Source organism: Cupriavidus sp. KK10, from assembly GCF_018223725.1.
Classification (GTDB): domain Bacteria; phylum Pseudomonadota; class Gammaproteobacteria; order Burkholderiales; family Burkholderiaceae; genus Cupriavidus; species Cupriavidus necator.
Genome location: NZ_CP073677.1, coordinates 1,728,212 through 1,752,887 on the forward strand (window position 1 = coordinate 1,728,212; position 24,676 = coordinate 1,752,887).

Consider the following 24,676-nt stretch of genomic DNA (forward strand, 5'->3'; position numbering starts at 1 on the left):
TTGGCGATAGAAGGACGGGTTGGTGAATCAGGCGGCTGCCAATGCGGCGATGTCACGCTTCATCCGATCGCGCGCTGCATCGAGGCGCGCTCGGGTGGACTTCACCGAAGCCAGCACGGTGTCAACGTGGCCGCGTTGCCGCTGGATGGCGAGGGTGACCTCCGAAGGCGCCGGACCGCCGTTGCCGCGCGCGTTGACGCTCTCGACGGGATCCAGGTACTGCCGCAGCTTGTGCTCGGGCCATTCGATTGCCCGCCCGATCACGTCCACCGCGGCACGGTCCAGCATGGCACTGGTCAGCTCGCCTGCGGATTGTCCGGAATCGAGTGCCAAGCGCACCAGTCCGCCCACAACGTGGTGAGCGTCCCGGAACGACAGTCCGGCCTCGGCCACAAGCCCATCGGCCAGGTCCGTCGCCACGGAAAAGTCGAGGCTGACGCGCTGCAGCATGTTCGGCAGCCTCGGCTCCACGCTGCCGAGGATCAGCTCGAACAGGGACAGGCAGCGCGCGGTTTCCTCGCTGCATTCCCAGAAGCTGCGGATGCTCTCCCGGCTGCTGTCACCGGTGTGCGTGAAGTGCGTTCCCTTGACGGTAACCAGGGACGTCGTCAACAGGCCAACGATATGGGCGCTCTTGCCACGCAAGTACTCCAGCACTGCGGGATTCTTCTTCTGCGGCATGATGCTCGAGGTACTTGCCACCCGGTCGGGAAATGCAAGGAGGCCGAACTCGGGCGTGGACCACACGTAGAAGTCCTGCGCGACCCGGCCCCACGTCAGCGCGATGATGGCCATGGCGGACATCGCCTCCCAGGCGAAGTCGCGCGACGCCACCGCATCCAGCGTGTTGTGCACCAGCGAGCCGAAGCCAAGCCCGTCCGCCGTGACTTGCCTGTCGATCGGGAAACGCGTGCCGGCCAGCGCTCCCGCACCCAGCGGCATGGCGTCGATCCTCGGCAATGCCGCATGGAGCCGGTCCATGTCCCGGCCCAGGGCCTCGGACACGGCGCTCAGGTAGAAGCCGAAGGTGATCGGCTGCGCAGGCTGCAGGTGCGTGTATCCCGGCATGACGGCATCGGCGAATTCGCTGGCGCGCTGCAGCGCCACCTTGCGCAGCCTGCCCAGCGCCTCGATGGTGTCGATAACGATGGTGCGGGCGCGCATCCGGTCAATGGTGGCCGCAATATCGTTCCTGCTGCGCGCCATGTGCAGCCGCCCGCCGATGTCCCGGCTGGTCACCGTCATCAGCCTGGCTTCGTAGTTGAAATATGGGTCTTCCTTGGCGGGATCGAGGGTCACCGCGCTGGGGCCTTCATTTTCCATCTGCTGCAGGCCGCTGGCCAGCTTCCTGGCGATCTCCGGTGACACCAGGCCGGTCTTGTGCAGCATCAGCAGGTGTGCCTGGTTCACCTCGGTGAGGTAGGCGAATTGCCTGGAGAAGTCACGCGCAAGGCGCGGACCGTAAATGTGCTCGCAGATTTCTTTTGCAAGCGGCTCCTTGAGCCGGCGGCTGACTTTCGATTCCATGGTTTCCGATACGTTCTGTGGTGAATTGAGTATCGGAGGCCGATGGCATACCGGTCAAATGACAGATTTTGCCGTCGGCATGCATTTTTGATATGGACACGAAGGAAGGGCTGTACCATTGCGGGCATGAACTTCAAACAGATCGAGACCTTCCGGGCCGTCATGCTGACCGGCTCCATGACAGTTGCCGCGCAGCAGTTGCACACGTCCCAGCCAAACGTGAGCCGGGTCATCGGCAAGCTCGAGGCGGAGCTCGGCTTCGAGCTGTTCGACCGGCTGCCCGGACGTGTCGTGGCGACCAAAGGGGCCGAGGCGCTGTTCAAGGAAGTGGAGCGCGCCTTCGTAGGGCTGGACAGCCTGGGCGAATCGGCGCGGGCCATCCGCGACGCCGGCGTCGGAACGCTGCGTGTGGCGGCTGCCGCGTCGATATCGCTGAGCGTGCTCCCGCTGGCGGTCCGGATGTTCAGCGAAAAGTACCCCCTGGTCCGCATTGTTCTCGATACCAGTGAGTCCCACGTCATCGCCAACTGGATCGCCACCCAGCACTGCGACATCGGCTTCGTCTCCAACATTGCCGATAAGCCGGGGGTCGTCGCGTCCGTCATACACACCGAAAGCGCGGTTTGTGTCGTGCCGGCACGACACCCGCTGGCGAGGAAGAAGCGGCTCGTTCCGCAGGATCTGACCGGCGAGCGCTTCATTTCCCTGCCCAGCGGCAGCATGTCAAGGCGCGCAATCGATGCCGCCTTCAGCGACGGGGCCCGGATCATGGCGCTTGAAACCCCCTTCGCGGCGACAATCTGCAGGATGGTCAGCGAAGGTCTGGGGGTAAGCCTGGTGAATCCCATCGTCAGCCGGACGATGAAGTTCCCGGGCGTCGTGGCAATCCCGTTCAAGCCGGAAATCCCGTTCAGGAGCTACATGCTGCGCGCGAAACTGGCGCCACGCGACACGCACGTCAATGACTTTGTCGCCTGCATGCGAGCCGCCTTCAAGTCCATGTGACAGAGGCCGCTGGCGGCTCCTCAGTCCACCCTTTGCGCAGCCTGCGCCCGCCATCGGAATATGAGACATTGGAGTCCCGGTCGCGGATTCCCGGTGCTCGACTTTCCAGGAGACACGAAAATGCAAAGCAAGAACACAATCTGCTTATGGTACGACCACGACGCCCTTGATGCCGCAAACTTCTACGCTGAAACATTTCCCGACAGCGCTGTCAGCGCCGTCCACCGCGCGCCGGGCGACTATCCCGACGGCAAGCAGGGCGATGTCCTGACGGTCGAGTTCACCGTCGCCGGCATTCCCTGCCTCGGGCTGAACGGCGGCCCGCATTTCAAGCACAACGAAGCCTTCTCTTTTCAGATTGCGACGGACGACCAGGCCGAAACCGACCGCTTGTGGAATGCGATCGTCGGCAATGGCGGCCAGGAAAGCGAATGCGGCTGGTGCAAGGACCGGTGGGGACTGTCATGGCAGATCACCCCGCGCGCGCTCAGCGCGGCGATCACCGACCCTGACCGCGCGGCGGCCAAGCGCGCATTTGACGCCATGATGACGATGAAAAAGATCGATATCGCCACGATCGAGGCGGCACGGCAGGGCAGAAGCCCATCCTAGAATTGAGGTAGCGGGTCTCAGTGCCAGACCGCAATGAGGGCTGGGGCAGGGCCGCTTTTCCATCGACCGGGAGAGACCATCATGAGTCGTTTGCTGCTAGGCAACATCGAACCTGGCACCTCGGACGAGGAAATCGCGGCCTTCCTGGAAAAGTATGGGTTTCCCCCGTTCGACAACCTCGAACACGAGGAAGGCGATGGCTCGCAGCCTGCCGTGCTGTTGACCTATGGCAGCCTCGACCCCATGGTGCTGGGCAAATTGCAGCAGCGCATCCACCACATGTACTGGAAGAAGCGCGAATTGACCGCCTCTATCCTGCACGACCGCTTTGCATGAGCCGAAGATGCCTCGGGGTGGCTTACGCGGCTCACGCATCCGGCCCCATCCGCTAGAATCCTGACCGGTAGCCGTTTCCCAAAGTACCTAACGTGGCACTTCAGCAGGGTTTCATCCTGACCCGACACTGGCGCGATACGCCGGCCGGCACCGAAGTCGAATTCTGGCTGGCGACCGATGATGGTCCGCGCCGCCTGCGCCTGTCCTGTCAGCCGTCAGTCGCGTTTATCCCCGAGTCGCAGCGTGAGCGTGCCGAGGCGCTGCTGTGCCGCGAGCGCGATGTCGAGCTGCGCCCGCTCAGGCTCCAGGATTTCCAGCGCCGGCCCGTACTGGGCCTGTACTGCCGCCAGCATCGGCAACTGATCCAGCTCAGCCGTTCATTGCGCGACGCCGGCGTGGATGTCTACGAAGCCGATATCCGTCCGCCCGAGCGCTACCTGATGGAGCGTTTCATCACCGCTCCGGTCTGGTTCGACGGCGAGCCGGATGCCGGCGGCGCGCTGCGCAATGCCCAGATGAAGCCGTCGGTGGACTACCGGCCCAAGCTGCGCCTGGTCTCGCTCGATATCGAGACCAACGCGTTCGGCGAACTCTATTCGATTGCGCTCGAAGGCTGCGGTCAGCGCCAGGTCTACATGCTGGGCGCGGCGCCGCAGATGCCCGCCGACGTCGGTTTCTCGCTCGCATACTGCGCCACACGGCCCGAGTTGCTGGAGCAGCTGAACCAGTGGCTGGCCGATCACGATCCCGACGCGATCATCGGCTGGAATCTGGTCCAGTTCGACCTGCGCGTGCTGCAAGAGCATGCGCGCAAGTTCCAGATCCCGCTGCGCCTCGGCCGCGGCGGTGCCGAGATGGAATGGCGCGAGCACAACGCCCAGCAGCACTATTTCGCCAGCGCACCGGGCCGGTTGATCATCGACGGCATCGAGGCGCTGCGTTCCGCCACGTGGAGCTTCCCGTCGTTCAGCCTGGAGTCGGTGGCGCAGACACTGCTCGGCGAGGGCAAGGCGGTCGACAACCCGTACGACCGCATGGACGCCATCGACCGCATGTTCGAGCAGGACAAGCCGGCGCTGGCCCGCTACAACCTGCGCGATTGCGAGCTGGTGACGCGGATCTTCGAAAACACGGAGCTGTTGCCCTTCCTGCTGGAGCGCGCCACGGTCACGGGCCTGCCGGCGGACCGTAGCGGTGGCTCGGTTGCCGCCTTCACGCATCTCTACATGCCGCTGATGCACCGCCAGGGGTATGTCGCGCCCAACCTCGGCGAGAAGGCGCCCGAGGCCAGCCCCGGCGGCTTCGTCATGGACTCGCGGCCGGGGCTCTACGAATCGGTGCTCTTGCTGGACTACAAGAGCCTCTACCCGTCGATCATCCGGACCTTCCTGATCGACCCGATCGGCCTGGTCGAAGGCCTGGCGCATCCGGACGATGCCGATTCGGTGCCTGGCTTCCGCGGTGCGCGGTTTTCCCGGACGAAGCACTGCCTGCCGGCGATCGTCGCCAGGGTCTGGCAAGGCCGCGAGGCCGCCAAGCGTGACCGGAACAAGCCGCTCTCGCAGGCGCTCAAGATCATCATGAACGCGTTCTACGGCGTGCTCGGGTCCAGCGGCTGCCGGTTCTTCGATGCGCGGCTGGCGTCGTCGATCACCATGCGCGGGCACGAGATCATGCGACAGACCCGCGCGCTGATCGAGGCCCGCGGCTATGAGGTGATCTATGGCGACACGGATTCCACATTCGTCTGGCTGCGCCGCGCGCGAACGGAAGCCGATGCCAACCAGATCGGCCGCAGCCTGGTCGCCTACGTCAACGACTGGTGGCGCGATCACCTCGGGCAGACCTATGGACTGGAAAGCGCGCTGGAACTCCAGTTCGAAACGCATTTCCGGCGTTTCCTGATGCCGACCATCCGCGGCACGGACCTTGGCAGCAAGAAGCGCTATGCCGGCCAGGTGGAACGGCCCGACGGGAAGGTCGAGATGGTCTTCAAGGGGCTTGAGACGGTCCGTACAGACTGGTCGCCGCTCGCCCAGCGTTTCCAGCAGACCCTATACGAAAAGATCTTCAACCGCGAGCCGTACGCGGATTATGTGCGGGACATCGTGCGCCGCACCCTGGCCGGCGAGCTCGACGAGCAACTGGTCTATCGCAAGCGGCTGCGCCGCAAGCTCGATGACTACCAGCGCAACGTGCCGCCGCACGTCCGCGCCGCCCGTATTGCCGATGCCTATAACGAGCGCCAGGGACGTCCGCGCCAGTATCAGCATGGCGGCTGGATCAGTTATGTGATGACCGTTTCAGGGCCGGAGCCGCTTGAGACCCGGTCGGCGCCGGTCGACTATGACCACTACGTCAACAAGCAGTTGCAGCCGATCGCCGACGCGATCCTGCCGTTCCTGGACGACGATTTCGAGACGCTGCTGGCTGGGCAGATGTCGCTGTTTCCGCAATAGCCCGGGCGCCGGGTGTGCCGTGATCGCGGAGCGCCTTGTGCCTGCGCTTTCCCGTGTTGCGCGGCTCACGCCGGATCGCGATGTAAGTTCTTGAAATATGGGTAGCCGATAATCGGCCGAACCATTTCTTCGAGTCGGGATAGACTTTCTCGGCTACGTCTTCTGCAATTGGCGCTGGCGCAACGGCGGGCATGGCCCTTGCTTCATCCCGCTGTTCCGCTCTGGCACAGGTCAACCGACTTGCCGGTGACGTTTTGACTCGGCCTTGATTCTTACGCAGGAAATCGCAATGCAACGATCACGCGGCTGCAGCGCCTGGGTTTCGGTCACGCTGGCCATCGCCATGTCAATGCTTGCCGGATGCGGAAGCAAGAAAGAGGCCGCCGCCCCGCCGCCACCGCAAGTGAGCGTGGTCACGCTCAAGACCGAGCCGCTGACGCTGGATACCGAGCTGCCGGGGCGCACCACAGCGTTCCGCATTGCCGAAGTCAGGCCGCAGGTGGACGGCATCATCCTGCGCCGCCTGTTCAAGGAGGGCAGCGACGTCACGCAGGGGCAGCAGCTCTACCAGATCGACCCGTCCACCTACGAGGCCACCTACAAGAGCGCCAGGGCGACGCTGGAATCCACCCGCCTGCTGGCAGAGCGGTACGGGCGCCTGGTCGGTGACGAGGCCGTCAGCAAGCAGCAGTACGACGAGGCCAGGGCCGCTTGGCTGCAGGCGCAGGCGGCGGTGGACCGTGCCGAGATCAACCTGCGCTATACCAGGGTGCTGTCGCCGATTTCCGGGCGCATCGGGCGCTCGAATGTGACGGAAGGTGCGCTGGTCACCAACGGCCAGGCTACCGCGCTGTCGGTGGTGCAGCAGCTCGACCCGATCTACGTCGACGTGACCCAGCCCTCTGCCTCCCTGCTGCGGCTGCGGCGCGAACTGGCCAATGGTGCGCTGCAAAGTGCCGGCACCAACGCGGCCCAGGTTAGCCTGGTGCTGGAAGACGGTACCCGCTATCCCGAAACCGGCCGCCTGGAGTTCTCCGAAGTGGCCGTGGACCAGGGCACCGGCTCGGTGACGCTGCGCGCGGTGTTTCCCAACCCGCGCCATGACCTGTTGCCGGGCATGTTCGTCCATGCCCGCCTGCGTGAAGGCGTGAAGACCAATGCCCTGCTCGTGCCCCAGCAGGGTGTGACGCGCGACCTCAAGGGCCAGGCCACGGCGCTGGTGGTCAATGCCAGGGACGAGGTGGAACTGCGCCAGATCCGCACCGATCGCGCCGTTGGCGACAAGTGGCTGGTTTCCGAGGGCCTCGGAGCCGGCGACCGCGTCATCGTTGAGGGCCTGCAGTTCGTGCGGCCAGGCGCGAAAGTGCGCGTCGCCCAGGCCGGGAGCGGCGCGGGCGCCCCGGTGGCCGCCGCGTCGGCCCCGTCCGCGGCCAAGCCCTGAGCGCGCTGCCAGGGCAAGGGAGTAGCCATGTCCAACTTCTTTATCGATCGGCCCATCTTCGCGTGGGTGATCGCCCTGGTCATCATGCTGGCCGGCGTGCTGTCGATCCGCGCGCTGCCCATCAGCCAATATCCGGCCATCGCGCCGCCCACCATCGCGATCTCGGTCAACTACCCCGGCGCCTCGGCCGAGACGGTGCAGGACACCGTGGTGCAGGTGATCGAGCAGCAGCTCAACGGCCTGGACCGCCTGCGCTACATCTCCTCGGAAAGCAATGCCGACGGCAGCATGACGATCACGGTGACCTTCGAGCAGGGCACCAATCCGGATATTGCCCAGGTGCAGGTGCAGAACAAGCTGGCACTGGCGCAGCCCCTGCTGCCGCAGGAAGTGCAGCAGCAAGGCATCCGCGTGACCAAGTCGGTGCGCAACTTCCTGGTCATCGTGGGCCTGATTTCCACTGACCCCAAGGTCACGCGGGAAGACCTGTCGAACTACATCGTCTCGAATCTCCAGGACCCGCTTTCGCGCACCTACGGCGTGGGCGACTTCCAGGTGTTCGGCGCGCAGTATGCGATGCGGGTATGGATCGACCCGGCCCGGCTCAACAGCTACCAGCTCACGCCGCTGGATGTGAGCACTGCCATCAGGGCGCAGAACGTCCAGGTGGCCTCCGGCCAGCTGGGCGGCCTGCCGGCGGTGCGGGGCCAGCAACTCAATGCCAGCGTGATCGGCAAGACCCGGCTGCAGACCGGCGAGCAGTTCGGCAACATCCTGCTCAAGGTCAACCCCGACGGCTCCCAGGTGCGCCTGAAGGACGTGGCAGAGGTGGGCCTGGGCGGGCAGGACTACAACATCAACGCGCAATACAACGGCCAGGCCGCCTCGGGCATTGCCGTGCGGCTGGCAGCGGGGGCCAACGCGCTGGAGACCGTGCGCGCCATCCGCAAGACGCTGGACGGGCTGGAGCCTTTCTTCCCGCCCGGGATGAAGGTGGTGTTCCCGTATGACACCTCGCCGGTGATCGCGGGCTCCATCCATGAAGTGGTGAAGACGCTGATGGAAGCCATCGTGCTGGTGTTCCTGGTGATGTACCTGTTCCTGCAGAACGTCCGCGCCACGCTGATCCCCACCATCGCCGTGCCGGTGGTGCTGCTGGGCACCTTCGGCGTGCTGGCGGCGTTCGGCTACACCATCAACACGCTGACCATGTTCGGCATGGTGCTGGCCATCGGGCTGCTGGTGGATGACGCCATCGTCGTGGTGGAGAACGTCGAACGCGTGATGGCGGAGGACGGCCTGCCGCCCAGGGAGGCCGCAAGGCGCTCCATGGGCCAGATCCAGGGCGCGCTGGTGGGCATTGCCATGGTGCTCTCGGCGGTGTTCCTGCCTATGGCGTTCTTCGGTGGCTCGACCGGCGTGATCTACCGGCAGTTCTCCATCACCATTGTCTCGTCCATGGTGCTGTCCGTGCTGGTCGCACTGATACTGACGCCGGCCCTGTGCGCGACCATGCTCCAGCCCATCGAAAAGGGCGACCATGGAGAGAACAAGGGCGGCTTCTTCGGCTGGTTCAACCGCAAATTCAACTCGACCGTCCAAAGCTACGAGCGCAGCGTGTCGGGCATCCTGAAGCGCCGCCTGCCTTTCCTGCTGATTTACGTGGCCATCCTGGTGGTGATGGGCTTCCTGTTCACGCGCATCCCCACATCGTTCCTGCCGGAGGAAGACCAGGGCGTGCTGTACGCCCAGGTGCAGACGCCGGCCGGCGCCACGGCCGAGCGCACGCAGAAGGTACTCGACCAGATGCGAGAGTACATGCTGAAGGAGGAGGGCGGCGTGGTGAGCTCCCTGTTCACCGTCAACGGCTTCAACTTTGCCGGTCGCGGCCAGAACTCGGGCCTGGCCTTCATCCTGCTCAAGCCATGGGAGCAGCGCAGCGGGGACAGCACCAGCGTGTTTGACCTGGCCGCGCGCGCGCAGCGCAAGTTCATGACCTTCCGCGATTCGATGTCGTTCGCGTTCGCCCCGCCCGCGGTGCAGGAACTGGGCAATGCCATCGGCTTTGACCTCTACCTGCAGGACCAGGCCGGCATTGGTCACGTGGCGCTGATGAACGCGCGTGACAAGTTCCTGGCGCTGGCCTCGCAAAGCCCGGTGCTGCAGCGCGTGCGTCCCAATGGCCTGAATGACCAGCCGCAGTACCAGCTGGTGATCGACGATGAAAAAGCGCGCGCGCTTCGCGTTTCGCTGGCAGACATCAACAGCACGGTGTCGATCGCGTGGGGTTCCAGCTACGTCAACGACTTTATCGACCGCGGCCGGGTCAAGCGCGTCTACGTGCAGGGCCGCCCGGATTCCCGGATGAATCCGGACGATATCGACAAGTGGTTCGTGCGCAACGACAAGGGCGAGATGGTGCCGTTCTCCGCCTTTGCCGACGGCAAGTGGGCCTATGGCTCGCCCAAGCTCCAGCGCTACAACGGCGTGGCGGCGGTGGAACTGCTGGGGGAGCCCGCGCCCGGGCGCAGCTCCGGCGAGGCCATGGCGGCGATCGAGGAGATCATGAAGCAGATGCCGCCGGGCGTAGGCTATGCCTGGACCGGCCTGTCCTATGAGGAACGGCTGTCGGGCTCGCAGGCGCCGGCGCTCTATGCGCTCTCGCTGCTGGTGGTGTTCCTGTGCCTGGCCGCGCTGTACGAGAGCTGGTCGATCCCGTTCTCGGTGATGCTGGTGGTGCCGCTCGGCGTGATCGGCGCACTGCTGGCCACGCTGGGGCGTGGCTTGTCCAATGACGTGTTCTTCCAGGTGGGCCTCTTGACCACAATCGGCCTGTCCGCCAAGAACGCCATCCTGATCGTGGAATTCGCCAGGAGCCAGTACGAACAGGGCAGGGGCCTGGTCGAGGCCACCGTGGAGGCGTGCCGCATGCGCCTGCGCCCCATCGTGATGACCTCGCTGGCCTTCATGCTCGGCGTGTTTCCGCTGGCCGTGTCGACCGGCGCCGGGGCCGGCAGCCAGCACGCCATCGGCACCGGCGTGATCGGCGGCATGATCACTGCCACGGTGCTGGCGATCTTCTGGGTGCCGCTGTTTTTCGTCGTCGTCACCTCCATGTTCGGGCGCAAGCGCAGGCCGGAGCCGCCGGGGCCGCATGTGGCCTCCCTGGAAGAAGAGGCGCTTGAATGAAGAAGACCTTGCTCTGCGCTGCCGCCATGGCCATGCTGGCCGGCTGCAGCCTGATCCCCAAATTCGAGCGGCCGGACTCGCCGGTGGAGGCAGCCTACCCGCAGGGCCCGGCCTACCTGCCTGCCGATGCCGCAGCCGATGCCGGCCAGGTGCCCGCGGTCGAGCTGGGCTGGCACGATTTCTTCGCTGATCCGCGCCTGCGCCGTTTCATCGAACTGGCGCTGCAGAACAACCGTGACCTGCGCGTGGCCGCCCTCAACGTGGAGGCGTTCGGTGCACAGTACCGCATCCAGCGCGCCGACCTGTTTCCCGCCATCGGCGCGGCCGCACAGGGCACGCGCCAGCGCATTCCCGCCGACCTGTCTCCCACCGGACAGCGGACGATCGGCAGCCAGTACGGCGTGTCGATAGGCACCACGGCATGGGAGATCGACCTGTTCGGCCGCCTGCGCAGCCTCAGCGAAGCCGCGCTCGAGCAATATTTCGCCAGCGACGAAGCGCGCCGCAGCGCCCAGATCTCGCTGGTGGCGAGCGTTGCCAGCGCCTACCTGACCCAGCGCGCCGATGAAGCCCTGCTGCAGCTCACCCGTGAAACGCTGGCCAATTACGAGCGCAGCTATGGCCTGACCCGGCGCAGCTACGAGGAAGGGATCGCTTCCCGGCTGGACCTGCGCCAGGCGCAGACCGCCGTGGAAACCGCCCGCGCGAGCCTTGCGCGCTATACCCGGCTGGTTGCCCAGGACCAGAATGCCCTGGTGCTGCTGCTCGGCACGTCCCCGCCCGCGGACCTGCCGGAAGGCCTGCCGCTGGAGCAGAAGCTGTTTGCCGATGTGCCGGCCGGACTGCCCTCAGACCTGCTGCAGAACCGTCCCGACGTGCTCGCGGCCGAGCACCGGCTGCGCTCCGCCAACGCCGACATCGGCGCCGCGCGTGCGGCGTTCTTCCCCAGTATCAGCCTGACCGCATCGGCGGGCACCGCCAGCAGCCAGCTTTCGGGCCTGTTCGCGGCAGGCTCCGGCACGTGGCTGTTCCAGCCGCGGATCAACCTGCCGCTGTTTACCGCCGGCAGCCTGCGGGCCAGCCTGGACTTCGCCACCATCCAGAAGGACGTCAACGTCGCCCAGTACGAGCGTACGGTGCAGACCGCCTTCCGCGAGGTCGCCGACGGGCTGGCGGCACGCGGCACCTACACCAGCCAGCTCCAGGCCCAGATCCGCTTCGTGGAAGCCGCCCAGGACGCCTATGGTCTGGCCGACCGGCGCTACCGCACCGGTGTCGACAGCTACCTTGCCGTGCTGGACGCGCAGCGCTCGCTTTACAACGCGCAGCAACTGCTGATCCAGGCACGGCTCGAGCAGCTGACCAGCGAAGTCAACCTGTACAAGGCCCTGGGCGGCGGCTGGCACGAGCCGACCGGCAAGCGCGCCGATACGTCTGCGGCAGCCGTCGGACCAAGCTGACGCGCTGGCCGGGCGGCCAGCCTGCGCCGTCGCGCGAGCATCGGCACGAACGGTCGGTGGCCTGCGTTGCACAGCCAATCCTGGTGCCGGACCCGCGATGGCGCCCAGGGAAGCGGGGCAAGTGTTGCGCGATAGCGCCAACCACGTGTTCGCATTCGCGCTGCGGCACTTCCCGACCTAATATAGGCCATGCCATCGGCGGCACGGGGCCTTTCTATGATGATCGATCCGCCAGTCTTGCCATGTTGACGCGCAGAGCCTTCCTGCTCGGCGGTGCGGGCGCTGCCGGTGCGCTGGTGATCGGATGGGCCTGGCTGCCGCCGCGCCAGCGCCTGGCGGGCGGCGAGCCGCTGGCCGTGCGCGACGGGCAGGTCGCGCTGAACGGCTGGGTCAAGGTGGCGTCCGACAACACCGTCACGGTTGTCATGAACAAGGCCGAGATGGGGCAGGGCGTGCATACCGGCGCGGCGATGCTGCTGGCCGAGGAGATGGAGGCCGACTGGTCGCAGATCCGCGTCGAGCCGTCGCCTGTCGACAACCTGTACAACAACATCGAGGGCGTGGTCGCCAACCTGCCATTCCGTCCGGACGATAAGGGGTGGCCCAGGCGCGCCGCCGAATGGTTCACGCGCAAGGGCGTGCGCGAGGTGGGCCTGATGTTCACCGGCGGCTCTACCAGCATCAGAGACCTGTGGACGCCGATGCGCGAGGCCGGCGCCGCTGCGCGCATGATGCTGTGCGCGGCAGCGGCGAAGCAGTGGGACGTCAAGGCGGAGGCGTGCCGCGCGCAGGCCGGCAAGGTGATGCATCCGTCGGGGCGCAGTGCCACCTTCGGCGAACTGGCCGCGGCAGCTGCGCGTGAGCCTTTGCCGCGCCAGGTCGAACTGAAGGATCCGGCCAGCTACAGGCTCATCGGCACCCGCGCGGCGCGCCTTGATGCCGCTGCCAAGCTCCATGGCACGGCCAGTTTCGGTATCGACGTGGTGGCGGACGCGATGGTCTACGCCAGCGTGCAGATGTGTCCGACCCTGGGCGGCACGCTGCAGGGATCCCCGCCCGACGACGTCAAGAAGTTGCCCGGCGTGCTCGACGTGGTCGCGCTGCCTCCGCTCCAGGGCGGCAGCGGCGGCGTGGCGGTGATCGCCAGCGATGCGTGGATCGCCATGCAGGCGGTGGAGAAGGTCCAGTGCAAGTGGGACGAGGGCGGGGCGCGGACCCTGTCGAGCGACGGCATCCGCGATACGCTGGTGAAGGCGCTTGACGCCTCCAACCCGCGCGTCTGGTACGAGCATGGCAATGGGCGCGCCATGAAGCAGGGCAAGCCCGCCATTCAGGTCTTGTACTCGGCGCCTTATCTCGCTCACGCCGCGCTGGAGCCGGTCAACTGCACGGTACTGGTCCAGGAGGACCGCGCCATCGTGTGGGCCGCCACGCAGATGCCCGGACTGGCTCGCCGCTGCGTGGCGAAGACGCTCAGGCTGGACACGGACAAGGTCGAAATGCGCCAGCAATCCATCGGCGGCGCCTTCGGGCGCCGGCTCGAAGTCGATTTCATCTGCCAGGCGGCCGCCATCGCCGCGCAGCGCAAGGGCGTGCCGGTGCAGACGATCTGGTCTCGCCCCGAGGACATGCGGCATGACTTCTACCGTCCGGCCAGCGTGTCGCGCTTCGAGGCCTGGCTCGACGGGAACCGCAAGGTCATTGCCGTGCGCAATATCTCGGCCAGCCAGTCAGTGCTGGAGGGCGTCGCGAAGCGCAACTTTGGCCTGCCCGACATCTTCGTGTCGCGGCTGGACAAGTCCACGGTGGAAGGCGCCTTCGACCAGGCTTATGACTGGCCGGACGTGTGGGTCGGCCACCAGACGGTGGACCTCGCCATCCCCGTGGGCTACTGGCGCTCGGTGGGGCACTCGCACCATGCCTTCTTCATGGAGAGCTTCGTCGACGAGCTGGCGGTGGCGGTCGGGGTGGACCCGCTCGACTACCGCATGAGCCTGCTCAGGGATGAGCGCCAGCGCGCGGTGCTGGAGCAGGCAAGAAAGATGTCGGGCTGGGGCCAGCCCCTGCGCAAGCAGCCTGGTGTGGTGAAGGTGGGGCGCGGCGTGGCCCTGCACGAGTCGTTCGGCAGCGTGGTGGCGCAGGTCGCCGAGGTGTCGGTGGACAACGCGGGGCAGGTCCGCGTGGATCGCGTTTACTGCGCCATCGATTGCGGCATGCCGGTCAACCCGACCCTGATCGAGCAGCAGGTCGAGGGCGGCATCGTGTTCGGGCTGTCGGCGGCGCTGTGGCAGAAGATCACGCTGAAGGCAGGTAAGGTGCAGGAGGACTACTACACCGCCTTTCCGGCCATGCGCCTGCGAGACTGCCCGGACATCCAGGTGCACGTGTTGCCTTCGATGCGCTCGCCACAGGGCGTGGGCGAGTCCACCACGCCGCCGATCGCGCCGGCGGTGGCGAACGCCTTGTTCCATGCGACCGGCGAGCGCTTGCGCGACCTGCCGCTGCTGAAGACCCTACCGCCTTCCGGAGCCTGCGATGCCCGACAATCAGATCAGTGTCAACGGTAAGAGCGTCGAAATCCGCTCGGACGGCTGCACGCCGCTGTTGTGGGTGCTGCGCTGCGAGCTCAAGCTGACGGGCACCAAGTTCGGCTGCGGCGTGGGGGTGTGCGGCGCCTGCGCGGTGCATGTCAACGGCAAGATGCTGCTGTCGTGCCAGCACCACGCGAGCGAGATGGAAGGGAAGAAGATCGTCACCATCGAAGGACTCGACGGCCCCGAGGCGAGCGCCCTGCGGGCGGCCTGGCTGAAGCACGAGGTGGTGCAGTGTGGCTACTGCCAGAGCGCGCAACTGATGGCGGCGAGCGCGCTGCTCAAGCGCACACGGAATCCGAAGGAGACGGAGATCGCCGACCAGATGAGCTGCGTGATCTGCCGGTGCGGCACGTACCCGCGGATCAGGCGGGCGATTGCGGAAGCGGTGGGGATGTTAAGGGGATGATGGTGGAACATTCCGGGTCAGCACCAGCGTCGCTATATCCGGGTGGTTCGCAAGCGGCGACCGATGCTGCCGGCTCCGCGGCGATCCCTTCCGCATCTGCTGCGACCGGGCGCGTGGAACTCTACACCCAAAGAACAATGGTGAACTGGCTGAGCCCGCTACAGCTGCCGTTCACCGCCATGCGCGTCGCCGTGGCGATGGCAATCGGCGCCTTTGCCGACCAGCGCATGGTGCAGGCGGCACTCACCACACTGAATCCGAATCCACCGCTCCCGGTGCCCGCTGACGAGCACGGCGGTGTCTGGGTCGACTATCTGGCCGACACCGGCGACGGTTGGAACTCGACCTACTCCATGGCCTTGTGCGTCAGTCACGCGGTGACGCTGCGCGAGCAAGGTGTGACGCTGCCGCGGGCAAAGGTGCTGTTGCTGGGCGGCGACCAGGTGTATCCGACGCCTGCTCATGATGGCTATCGGACGCGCTTCGTCGATCCTTTCCGGGCGGCGTTCCCTGCGCCAGTCGAGGCTGTTCACCCCGTGTACAGCGACCAGACGATCAAGTTGCCGCTGGACGCGCCGTGGATGGTCGCCACGCCTGGCAATCACGACTGGTACGATGGCTTGCGTGGCTTCGCCCGCTTGTTCTGCAGCGGCAAGCCCGTGGGCGGCTGGGAGACACGCCAGCGCACCGGCTACTATGCCTTGCAGCTGACCGGCGGCTGGTGGATCTGGGGCCTGGACCTGCAACTGGAGTCGGAAATCGACCGGCCGCAGCGCGAGTACTTCCAGAAGCTGTGCACGGCGCTGCAGCCCGGTGACCGCGTGGTCTTGTGCGCGCCCGAGGCGAGCTGGATCGACGAGATGGAGCGCGTGCGCCGCGGCGAGCGGCGGGCCATGCCTTCGATCGAGACCAAGACCCCGCGCTTTCGGAGCCTGAGCGAGATCGAGGGGATGCTGGGCGATCGGCTCGCACTGGTGCTGGCCGGCAACTCGCACCACTACGCGCACTACGTGCCGCGAGCGGGCACGGCGGGACCGCATCGCATCACCTGCGGCGGCGGCGGCGCATTTCTTCACGGCACACACCTGCTGCCGGATCCACCGAGGCCTATCGTGGTGGGTCCGGCCAGACAGTTCTACGAGCTGAAGTCGGCGTATCCGGAAAAGGCGACCGCCCGGAAATTGCGCAATCGCGCGTGGCAACTGCCTGCGCGCAACCTCTCGTTCTGTGCGCTGGTGGCGATCCTGTATTTGTTGTTCGACTGGAGCATTCAAAGCGCGAGCCTGGTATCTGTTCCCGGGCGCGATCAACGCGGCTTCGTGGGCAGGCTGGCCGGCCTCGAAGTGACATTCGGGAATATCGGCGAGATGTTCCACCAACTGTTCCGGGTCATGGCGCACAGTCCGGCGTCGGTGGTGTTCGCAGCGGCCATCGTCTTTAGTTGTGCTGCGCTGTCGACCAGGGATGTCAGGCGCGGCGTCCGGCTGGCGTGCGTTGTCGGCGCGTTGCACGGGCTGCTGCACCTGGCACTGGCAGTCGCGCTGCTATGGCTCGTCTTGCGCCTCAACTTCCATGTCTTTGGCGCCGACAACGCGCCCCCCGTCTTGCTGTTCGTGGTCGAGGCCATGCTGCTGGGCGGCGCCCTCGGCGGCCTGCTGTTTGGCGTCTGGATGGTGTTGGGCAATGCCCTGTGGCGTCTGCACCCCGAGGAGGTGTTCTCCTCCCAGCGCATCGCCGATTACAAGTGCTTCCTGCGGATGCGGTTCGAGGGGGGGCAATTGACAATCTACCCGCTCAAGCTGGAGAAGGTTTGCCGCCATTGGCAACTGGGCGAGGGCGTCGCGCGCCTGGCGAAGGTTAACAGCACCTGGCGCGTGCGCGCCCAGCCCGGCGCAGCCGGCCCCCGCTTCGTGCCGGCAGACGGCCAGGTATCGCCGCCGGAGGCGGTGCGGATGATTGAGGAGAAGCCAATCATCATCCAACGACAGGGAGCGTCATGATGAGCCATGCCCTGGCCTACGATGTCGTCGTCATCGGCAGCGGCTTCGGTGGTGCGGTCTCGGCGTGCCGGCTCGCGCAGGCCGGCCGCAAAGTGCTGGTGCTGGAGCGCGGCCGGCGCTGGAGCCCAGCGACTTACCCGCGCGACGAAAGTGATCCCTGGCTGTGGAACCAGGAGCGCGCCAATCGCTTCAATGGCTGGGCCGATATCCGGACATTCTCTGACGTATGGGTCATCGCCGGGGCCGGAGTCGGTGGCGGCTCGCTGATCTACGCCAACGTTTCCGTGGAAGCCAGGCCGGAAGCCTTTGAGCACGGCTGGCCGAAAGAGGTGACCTATGCCGGCCTGCAGGCCCACTACGAGGAGGTCGGGCGCATGCTCGCAGTGAGCGAAGTGCCGGATAACCAGTTGAGCGAGCGAACCCGGCTATTGCGCGAGGGCGCGGAAGCCTGCGGATGGGGCGGGCGCTTCCGTAAATTGCCGCTGGCGGTGACATTTTCCGAGCATTGGGACCCCACACGGCAAGACCCCCGCGATGACCGTCATTCGGAGAGATTCCTGAACCAGCACGGCAGGTGGCAGGGCACTTGTGTCCATTGCGGCAACTGCGACGTGGGGTGCCAGGTATCGGCCAGGAATACGCTGGACCTGAATTACCTGGCGGTGGCTGAAGACAATGGCGCCGAGATTCTCCCGTTGCACCTGGTAGACAGGATCGAGCCGCTGCAGCCGGGCTGGCGGGTCTGCTTCAGGAAGATCGACCCGGAAAACGAAACGACGAGCCCTGGCACAGTCACGGCCGCCAGGGTGATACTGGCCGCCGGCTCCATCGGCAGCACCGAGCTACTGCTGCGCTGTCGGGATGAGCATCGCACGCTGCCCGCTCTTTCACCAAGGTTGGGATTTGGCTGGGCCCACAATGGCGACTTCGTGACGCCAGCCTTCTATGGCAACAGGACGATCTCTCCTTCTCATGGCGTGACCATCTCCGCCGCGATCGACCTGCTGGACCACGACGGCCCGAACGGACAGGCGCTCTTCGTCGAGGACGGCGGCATCCCGAACCTCGCAGGCAACTTTATTCGACGCCATATGAAGAGAACGCGATCCCGCAAGCTGCGCGCCGTGTGGAAGGAGGTCGGAGGACTGTTTGACGACGGCGATCCGGTCGAGCGGATGATGCCCTGGTTCGGGCAAGGCGTGGACCCTGGCGATGGCCAGCTGAAGCTGGGCCGCAGGTGGTACGCGCCGTGGCGTCGGGTGCTGCGGCTCGACTGGTCGTATCAGGCATCGGTGGCCATTATCGAGGCCATGATTGCAGCGCATACGCAGCTCTCGGAAGCGACCGGCGGGGATCCGTGGGTGCCGCTCACCTGGCGACGGTGGCACAACCTGATCACCCCGCACCCGCTGGGAGGCTGCAACATGGGAACCTCCGCCGCGGACGGAGTCGTCGATGCATGGGGCCGGGTATTTGGCTACAAGGGTCTCTATGTCATGGACGGTGCGATCGTCCCGCGCCCGCTCGGCCTGAACCCTTCGCGCACCATCGCTGCGCTCGCGGAGCGTAACGTGGCGATGCTCTTGCGCGAGCAGGATTGATGCGGGGGCCGCGACGCTCGCATTCCTGTGTCTTCAGCCCCTTTGCCTATACCGCAGAAACGCCGCCCGATTGCTGCGCTGTGCCAGAGGCCGGCGGCGCGGTGACAATCGAGCGCAGCGACGGGTTGGCGGGCCTGAGGGCGGCGAGGTCGGGAACGGGGCGGCGCAACGCTGGCAGCATGGCAAACGCAGCTTCCATCGCCTGGGCCGCGCCCAGCGTTTCCAGGTCGCCCCGGAAGCGGCCGGTCACCTGCAGCCCGAACGGCATGCCGGCCTCGTCCGTGCCGCACGGCAGGGAAATGGCAGGGTGCGTAGTCAGTGTCACGACATAGGTCAAGGCCAGCCAGCGGTAATAATTTTCCTGTTTCTCGCCATTGATGGTGTCCGCGAACAGCCTGGTCCATGCGAAGGGCGATACCGGCGTGGTTGGCGACAGGATCAGGTCGTATTCCTGGTAGGCCCCCTGGAAGCGCTGCAGGATACGGGTCTGCTCGGCCTGCGCCCATGCGCTGTCGCCCAGTGACATCTTCGCGCCGAGCTCGTAGTTGGCGCGGGTATTGGGGCCGAGAGAGGCGGGGTCGCGCTGGTAGGCGTCATGCAAGCCGGCGACAAAGCTCTCGGCGCGCAGGACATCGAAGCAGCGGTGCACATCGCCAAGATCGAAGCGGACCTCGTCGCATTGCCGGAACAGGTGGCGCATCTCTGCGATCCTGGCGCGGAACACGCGGCGGACACCGTCGTCGACCGCGCAGCTGCCGAAGTCTTCGGTCCAGCCGACCCGCAAGCTCGACAGGTCCACCGGTGCCGGCGACAGGTACGCTGCGGCGTCCACCGCGTAGCTCAAGGGATCGGTCACCGACACCCCGGCCGAAGCCGCCAGCTGCAGGCAGGTATCGGCAACGGTGCGTCCCATCGGCCCGACCACCGAGATCGGCGTCCAGCCCAGCAGTTTGCGCGAGTTGGGGACGATGCCCGGCGAGGGCCGGAATCCGACCACGCCGCACTTGGCCGCGGGAATGCGCAGCGAGCCACCGGTGTCCGACCCGGTGCAGACCGGCAGGAAGTCCGCGGCCAGCGCCGCGGCCGAGCCGCCGGAGGAGCCGCCCGCATTGAGGTTCGGGTTGAAAGGATTGCCGGTCGCGCCCCAGACCGCGTTGCGCGAGTTCGCGCCGGCGCCCATTTCGGGAATATTGGTCTTGCCCACCACGATGGCACCGGCCGCCCGCAGCCGTTTCACCAGCACGTTGTCGTCGGTTGGCACGTGGTTGCGGAACAGCGGCGAGCCATAGGTGGTCAGCAGGCCCTCGGTGGCCTCCAGGTCCTTGACCCCTAACGGCAGCCCGTGCAGCAGCCCGAGTGGTTCGCCCCGCAGCATGGCCTGTTCGGCGGCGCGCGCTTCCTTGCGGGCGCGCTCGAAGCAGGTTGCCGTGATGGCATTGATCAGCGGGTTATAGGTCTCGATGCGCGCGATGCACGCCTCCAGCAGTTCTACCGGCGAGATTTCCCTGGAGCCGATCAGTCGTCGGAGTTCGACCGCCGAGGCCGAGGTCAGTCTGTCTTGCGTGGTCATGGAACAGGTGTCTCCGGGGCCTTGCTGTCAGTCAAGCTTGATATGGGCGCGTTGCGCGATGGCACGCATCTGCGGGATTTCCTTGTCGATCATGGCCGCGACCTGCTTGCCGGGCGCGTAGAAGGGCTCGATGCCGTTCTCCGCCAGCTGGCTGCGCGTTGCCGGATCGGCGATGGTGTCTGCCAGTGCCTTTTCCAGCCTGGCCCGGACCTCCGCTGGCAGGCCGCGAGGCGCGACCAGCGCGATCCAGGTACTGGTGTCCATGCCCGGATAGCCGCTTTCGGCGACGGTCGGCACATTCGGCAGCAGCGACGAGCGCTTCGCCGTAGTGACCGCAATGGCCTTGATCTTGCCGGACTTGAGCTGTGGAATGGCCGCAGCCACCGTATCCACGCTGAAGGGGATCTGGCCCCCCATCAGGTCGGTCATCGCCGGCGCGCTGCCCTTATAGGGCACATGCAGCAGTTTGGTGCCGGTGAGGTTCAGCAGCTCTTCGCCGGCAAAGTGGGCAGTGGTGCCGGCGCCGAATGAGCCGTAGGAATACTTGCCCGGGTCTGCCTTGACCGCGGCGACAAACTCCTTGAGGTTGTTCACCGGCACGTCGCGGTTTGCCAGAAGGATCAAGCCGGTCGACCCGATCATGCCGATGGGCTCGAAGTTCTTCTGCGGGTCGTAGGGCAGCTTTGCATAGACCGCCGGATTGACCGTGAACGTGGTGCCGGACGTGGCCATCAGCGTGTAGCCGTCCGGTGCCGCTTTGGCCACGTAGCTCGCCGCGACAATGGTGCCGGCCCCGGGCCGGTTCTCAACCACCACGGTCTGGCCAAGACGCTCGCCGAGTCTGCGGGCGATGGTGCGGCCGACGATGTCTGTGGCACCGCCTGGCGGAAACGGCAGGACCAGCTGGATCGGCTTGGATGGATAGCCACCCTGTGCAGTGGCAGGGGCGGGCGCCAGCGCGGTTCCGGCAGCCACGCTGCAGGCCGTGAGGAGGAGGAACAAGGTGCGGTGGGCGGGGGATCGCATGTTGATGCTCCGGCAGGGTAGGTATCGCGCAGCGCAGTAGGTGGGGGCACCGCGTGATCTCATCGTACGATCAATCCGGCGTGACATCGTCGCAATGTTTCGAAAGCTTGATTGCCGAAAAGGCAATCCATAAAATGAATCTGACCTTGGCTTCGCTTTCGCCCCGACCATGTCGTATCGCATCCTGCAGGAAACCGCCGTCCGCTACTTCCTTGAGGTCGTACGCACCGGCTCGGTCAAGGACGCCGCCCTCAAGCTGAACGTGGCGCCATCGGCGGTCAGCCGGCAGATCGCCAAGCTGGAGAGCGAGCTGGACACATTGCTGTTCGACCGGCGCGCGCGCGGCCTGGTACCCAATGCGGCGGGGGAGATGCTGGCGGCGCACGCCAAGCGCGCCCAGCAGGAGATCGATCGCGTCACGGGTGACATCCAGGCACTGCGTGGCTTGCGCGTGGGGCAGGTCCACCTGGCAAGCGTCGAGGGCATCGCGCACGATTTCCTTCCGGCTCTGGCCGCCAGTTTCCGGGAGAAATACGATGGCATCCGCTTCGACCTGGACGTGTGCCCGCAAGGCGACATTGCCAAGCGCATTCGCGACGGCGAGGCGGATATCGGCGTCACGCTGAGCGGCCTCCCCGAACTCGATATCGAGGTGGAACTGCGCCACCCGGCCCCGGTGCTCGCGGTCATGGCGCCGGACCACCCGCTGGCGGGCCAGCGCCAGATCTCGCTGTCGCAGGTCATCGGCTATCCGCTCGCGCTGCCGCCCAAGGACAGTTCACTGCGGCAGTTGCTGGACACCAGTTGCAGCCGCCAGGGGCTCAGCTACCAGACCGTTTTTTCCAGCAATCACCTGGACTCGCTGGTCGGATTCGCTGCGGCGGGTGGCGATGTAGTCACTTTCTATGGGGAGCTTTCGGTCCGGCGGCGGTTGAAGGAAGGGTCCATTGTCGCGGTGCCGCTGCGCGACCGGGAAATGAACGAGCGCTATATCGAGATTCAGACACTGGCCCGGCGCAACCTTCCGCCCGCGGGGCGCGCGTTCGTGCAGCACCTGGCCGATGCCATCACGCGCATAGGCGACCCATGATTGCCGGATCGGCAACCATGGATTCCAATAATTGATTGCGACGGATATTCCGCCCGGATGCGCCGGCATTGCAGAATCAGGGCATTAGCATCCATTGCCTGACCCCCCATGACCCGGACCGCAAACCTGCCGTCCTCCAGGATCCGCATCTGCCATGGCTTCTAAAGACATCCTGGTACTTGGTGCCGGCATGGTCGGCGTCTGCACGGCGCTGGCGTTGCGCCAGCGCGGCCATGCGGTCGTGCTGGTCGACCGACAGGCGCCCGGCAGGGAAACATCCTATGGCAACGCCGGCATCATCCAGCGCGAAGCGGTGCAGCCCTACGCCTTCCCGCGCGAGTGGATGGCGGTCCTTCGCGTCATCACCCGCCAGGGCAACGATGTCCACTATCACCCCGCGGCACTCGCCAGCCTGCTGCCCGCGCTGGCGCGCTACTGGCGTGAATCGGCGCCTGACCGGTACGCGGCCACCGTCACGGCATACAGTGCCCTGATCCGGCACTGCCTGACTGAGCACGAGCGGCTGATCGCGCTGGCCGGCGCACAGGACCTTGTGCGCAGATCGGGATGGCTGCAGGCGTATCGCAGCGCTGCGCCGTTCGACCAGGCGGCGCGCGCTGCGACGGAAGTCGCGCAGCGGCACGGACTCGATTGCCGGATTCTCGACCAGGCCGGGCTGATCGCTACCGAGCCAGCGTATTGCGGGCCAGTGGCCGGCGCCATTCACTGGCGCGATCCCTGGACCATCGTTGATCCCGGCGAGCTGGTAAGCCGCTACGCGGCGCTGTTCAGCAAGGAGGGCGGAATCTTTAGCCGCGGTGATGCCGCAACGCTGAAACAGACGGAAGGCGGCTGGACCGTGGAGACGGAAGATGGCCCGGTCAAAGCTGCCGAGGCCGTGATTGCACTTGGGCCGTGGGCCACGACCCTGACCAGACCGCTTGGCTATCGTTTCCCGCTATTCGTCAAGCGGGGATACCATCGCCACTATGCCGCTGAGCCGATGCCGTCCATGCCGCTGCTCGATGTCGAGAACGGCTATATGCTGGCGCCGATGCAGCGCGGCCTGCGCCTGACCACGGGGGCCGAGTTCGCGCACCACGATGCCACGCCGACCCCCATCCAGCTGCAGAATGCCGAGCGCCACGCCCGCGAGCTGGTGCGCCTCGGTGCGCCAGTCGAAGACACGCCCTGGCTCGGCGCCCGGCCATGTGTCGCCGACATGCGGCCGATCGTCGGCAGGGCACCGCGCCATCGTGGCCTCTGGTTCAACTTTGGACATGGCCACCAGGGGTTCACGCTCGGCCCCGTCACGGCCCGGCTGCTTGCCGAACTGATGGACGGTGAGCAACCGTATGTCGATGCCCGCCCGTATGATCCGATCCGCTTCGGCGCGTGAGACGGCTATGCTGAAAGGGGAGTGAAAGCGGATCATGCACCCTCGACACCTTCAGCCCGGCACGCTGTGGCCGGCAATCACGCAGCGGACGGCGCACGCCCTGCAGAGCGGGGCGTTGTGCCCGATCGAAACCTCCCAGGCGGCAATTGAGGACGGCGGTGTGCGGTTCCTGGTCCGCCAGGTGTCCAGCCTGGCGCGCAAGGACAAGGCACGCGGGACGAGCAGTGCCGGGGGCAATCCATTCCTGCCGTATGACCCGGATCTGTTTGTCGCGGATATCTCCGACACCCATGTGGCCTTGCTCAACAAGTTCAATGTCATCGAGCATCATCTGCTCATTGTCACCCGGCACTTCGAGCCGCAGGAATGCCTGCTGGTCGTGGCTGACTTTGAAGCGCTGCTGGCTTGCATGGCGGAATTCCCGAGCCTGGGCTTCTACAACGGTGGGGCAGCCGCGGGAGCGAGCCAGGGCCACAAACATCTGCAGATCGTGCCGTTGCCGCTCGCCGAGGGTGGCCCGGCGCTGCCGATCGGCCCCTTGCTGGCGTCGGCGCGGATCGCCGGCGCCATCGGCGTCGTTCCCGGCCTGGCATTCGCGCATGCGTTCGCGCCGCTGGATCTGTTTGCGGCGCCCGTCGAAGAGGTGGCGCGCACGGCGTGCGAGCGCTACCGCGCGCTGCTTGATGCGGTTGGCGTGCGGGCGGTGGATGTCGAGGGCGGCCTGCGCCAGTCGGCGCCGTACAACCTGCTGGTCATGTCCGCAGGGCTGCTGCTGGTGCCGAGAACCAGGGAGTGCGTGGAAGGCATATCGATCAATGCCCTGGCGTTCGCCGGCTCGCTATTTGTCCGGGATGCTGCGCAGATGCAAACCATTGAGAACCTTGGCCCGATGCGTCTCCTGCGGCGAGCCGCGGCAGGGGCGGGGCAGGGCGGGACAGCCGCCTGGCTGCCCCTGACGTGA

17 protein-coding genes are annotated in these 24,676 nt (G+C 66.1%); 14 read left to right on the forward strand and 3 right to left on the reverse strand.

Annotated elements, in window-relative coordinates; translation table 11 throughout:
• Nucleotides 1-27: 27 nt before the first annotated feature.
• The gene (gene argH / locus KB879_RS08430) at nucleotides 28-1,527 is read right to left on the reverse strand and encodes an argininosuccinate lyase (protein ID WP_013956643.1); all 1,500 of its coding nucleotides are present in this window, start codon (nucleotides 1,525-1,527) and stop codon (nucleotides 28-30) included.
• Between the two features lie 126 nt (nucleotides 1,528-1,653).
• Between argH and KB879_RS08435 the strand changes: the two genes are divergently transcribed.
• The 11 genes from KB879_RS08435 (at nucleotide 1,654) to KB879_RS08485 (ending at nucleotide 18,630) form a co-directional block, all read left to right on the forward strand.
• The gene (locus tag KB879_RS08435) at nucleotides 1,654-2,532 is read left to right on the forward strand and encodes a LysR substrate-binding domain-containing protein (protein ID WP_013956644.1); all 879 of its coding nucleotides are present in this window, start codon (nucleotides 1,654-1,656) and stop codon (nucleotides 2,530-2,532) included.
• Nucleotides 2,533-2,652: 120 nt separating this feature from the next.
• Nucleotides 2,653-3,144, forward strand: coding sequence for a VOC family protein (locus tag KB879_RS08440; protein WP_013956645.1), 492 nt, complete (start codon nucleotides 2,653-2,655; stop codon nucleotides 3,142-3,144).
• An 81-nt stretch (nucleotides 3,145-3,225) separates the two neighbouring features.
• Nucleotides 3,226-3,480: a hypothetical protein gene (locus KB879_RS08445; protein WP_013956646.1), complete on the forward strand. Its 255-nt coding sequence runs from the start codon at nucleotides 3,226-3,228 to the stop codon at nucleotides 3,478-3,480.
• 92 nt (nucleotides 3,481-3,572) lie between these two features.
• Entirely contained in the window at nucleotides 3,573-5,939 is a 2,367-nt protein-coding gene (locus tag KB879_RS08450) for a DNA polymerase II (RefSeq protein WP_211981000.1), read from the forward strand.
• A gap of 289 nt (nucleotides 5,940-6,228) precedes the next feature.
• Nucleotides 6,229-7,380 (forward strand): efflux RND transporter periplasmic adaptor subunit, encoded by a 1,152-nt coding sequence (locus KB879_RS08455; protein WP_013956648.1) that lies wholly within the window; start codon nucleotides 6,229-6,231, stop codon nucleotides 7,378-7,380.
• 27 nt (nucleotides 7,381-7,407) lie between these two features.
• Nucleotides 7,408-10,569 carry an efflux RND transporter permease subunit gene (locus KB879_RS08460; RefSeq protein WP_013956649.1) on the forward strand — a complete coding sequence of 1,054 codons (3,162 nt, stop codon included), beginning with the start codon at nucleotides 7,408-7,410 and terminating at the stop codon, nucleotides 10,567-10,569.
• Entirely contained in the window at nucleotides 10,566-12,029 is a 1,464-nt protein-coding gene (locus KB879_RS08465; protein WP_211981001.1) for an AdeC/AdeK/OprM family multidrug efflux complex outer membrane factor, read from the forward strand. The genes KB879_RS08460 and KB879_RS08465 overlap by 4 nt, the downstream gene beginning before the upstream one ends.
• Before the next feature lie 242 nt (nucleotides 12,030-12,271).
• Complete coding sequence (locus tag KB879_RS08470; protein WP_211981002.1) at nucleotides 12,272-14,596, forward strand: molybdopterin cofactor-binding domain-containing protein; 2,325 nt, start codon at nucleotides 12,272-12,274, stop codon at nucleotides 14,594-14,596.
• The gene (locus KB879_RS08475; RefSeq protein ID WP_013956652.1) at nucleotides 14,565-15,029 is read left to right on the forward strand and encodes a (2Fe-2S)-binding protein; all 465 of its coding nucleotides are present in this window, start codon (nucleotides 14,565-14,567) and stop codon (nucleotides 15,027-15,029) included. The genes KB879_RS08470 and KB879_RS08475 overlap by 32 nt, the downstream gene beginning before the upstream one ends.
• A gap of 113 nt (nucleotides 15,030-15,142) precedes the next feature.
• Nucleotides 15,143-17,029: a preprotein translocase subunit YajC gene (locus KB879_RS08480; RefSeq protein WP_249221263.1), complete on the forward strand. Its 1,887-nt coding sequence runs from the start codon at nucleotides 15,143-15,145 to the stop codon at nucleotides 17,027-17,029.
• Entirely contained in the window at nucleotides 17,026-18,630 is a 1,605-nt protein-coding gene (locus KB879_RS08485; protein ID WP_211981003.1) for a GMC oxidoreductase, read from the forward strand. Before KB879_RS08480 ends, KB879_RS08485 begins: the two co-directional genes overlap by 4 nt.
• A gap of 46 nt (nucleotides 18,631-18,676) precedes the next feature.
• Here KB879_RS08485 and KB879_RS08490 read toward each other — a convergent pair whose 3' ends face one another.
• Nucleotides 18,677-20,200 carry an amidase gene (locus tag KB879_RS08490; RefSeq protein ID WP_211981004.1) on the reverse strand — a complete coding sequence of 508 codons (1,524 nt, stop codon included), beginning with the start codon at nucleotides 20,198-20,200 and terminating at the stop codon, nucleotides 18,677-18,679.
• Between the two features lie 27 nt (nucleotides 20,201-20,227).
• Nucleotides 20,228-21,226: a tripartite tricarboxylate transporter substrate binding protein gene (locus tag KB879_RS08495; RefSeq protein ID WP_153954788.1), complete on the reverse strand. Its 999-nt coding sequence runs from the start codon at nucleotides 21,224-21,226 to the stop codon at nucleotides 20,228-20,230.
• Nucleotides 21,227-21,395: 169 nt separating this feature from the next.
• Here KB879_RS08495 and KB879_RS08500 point away from each other — a divergent pair, with 169 nt between their 5' ends.
• The 3 genes from KB879_RS08500 (at nucleotide 21,396) to KB879_RS08510 (ending at nucleotide 24,676) form a co-directional block, all read left to right on the forward strand.
• Nucleotides 21,396-22,316: a LysR substrate-binding domain-containing protein gene (locus KB879_RS08500; RefSeq protein ID WP_211981005.1), complete on the forward strand. Its 921-nt coding sequence runs from the start codon at nucleotides 21,396-21,398 to the stop codon at nucleotides 22,314-22,316.
• A 154-nt stretch (nucleotides 22,317-22,470) separates the two neighbouring features.
• On the forward strand, nucleotides 22,471-23,715 hold the full coding sequence (locus KB879_RS08505) for an FAD-binding oxidoreductase (protein WP_211981006.1): 1,245 nt from the start codon (nucleotides 22,471-22,473) through the stop codon (nucleotides 23,713-23,715).
• A 34-nt stretch (nucleotides 23,716-23,749) separates the two neighbouring features.
• Nucleotides 23,750-24,676 carry a DUF4922 domain-containing protein gene (locus tag KB879_RS08510; protein WP_153954785.1) on the forward strand — a complete coding sequence of 309 codons (927 nt, stop codon included), beginning with the start codon at nucleotides 23,750-23,752 and terminating at the stop codon, nucleotides 24,674-24,676.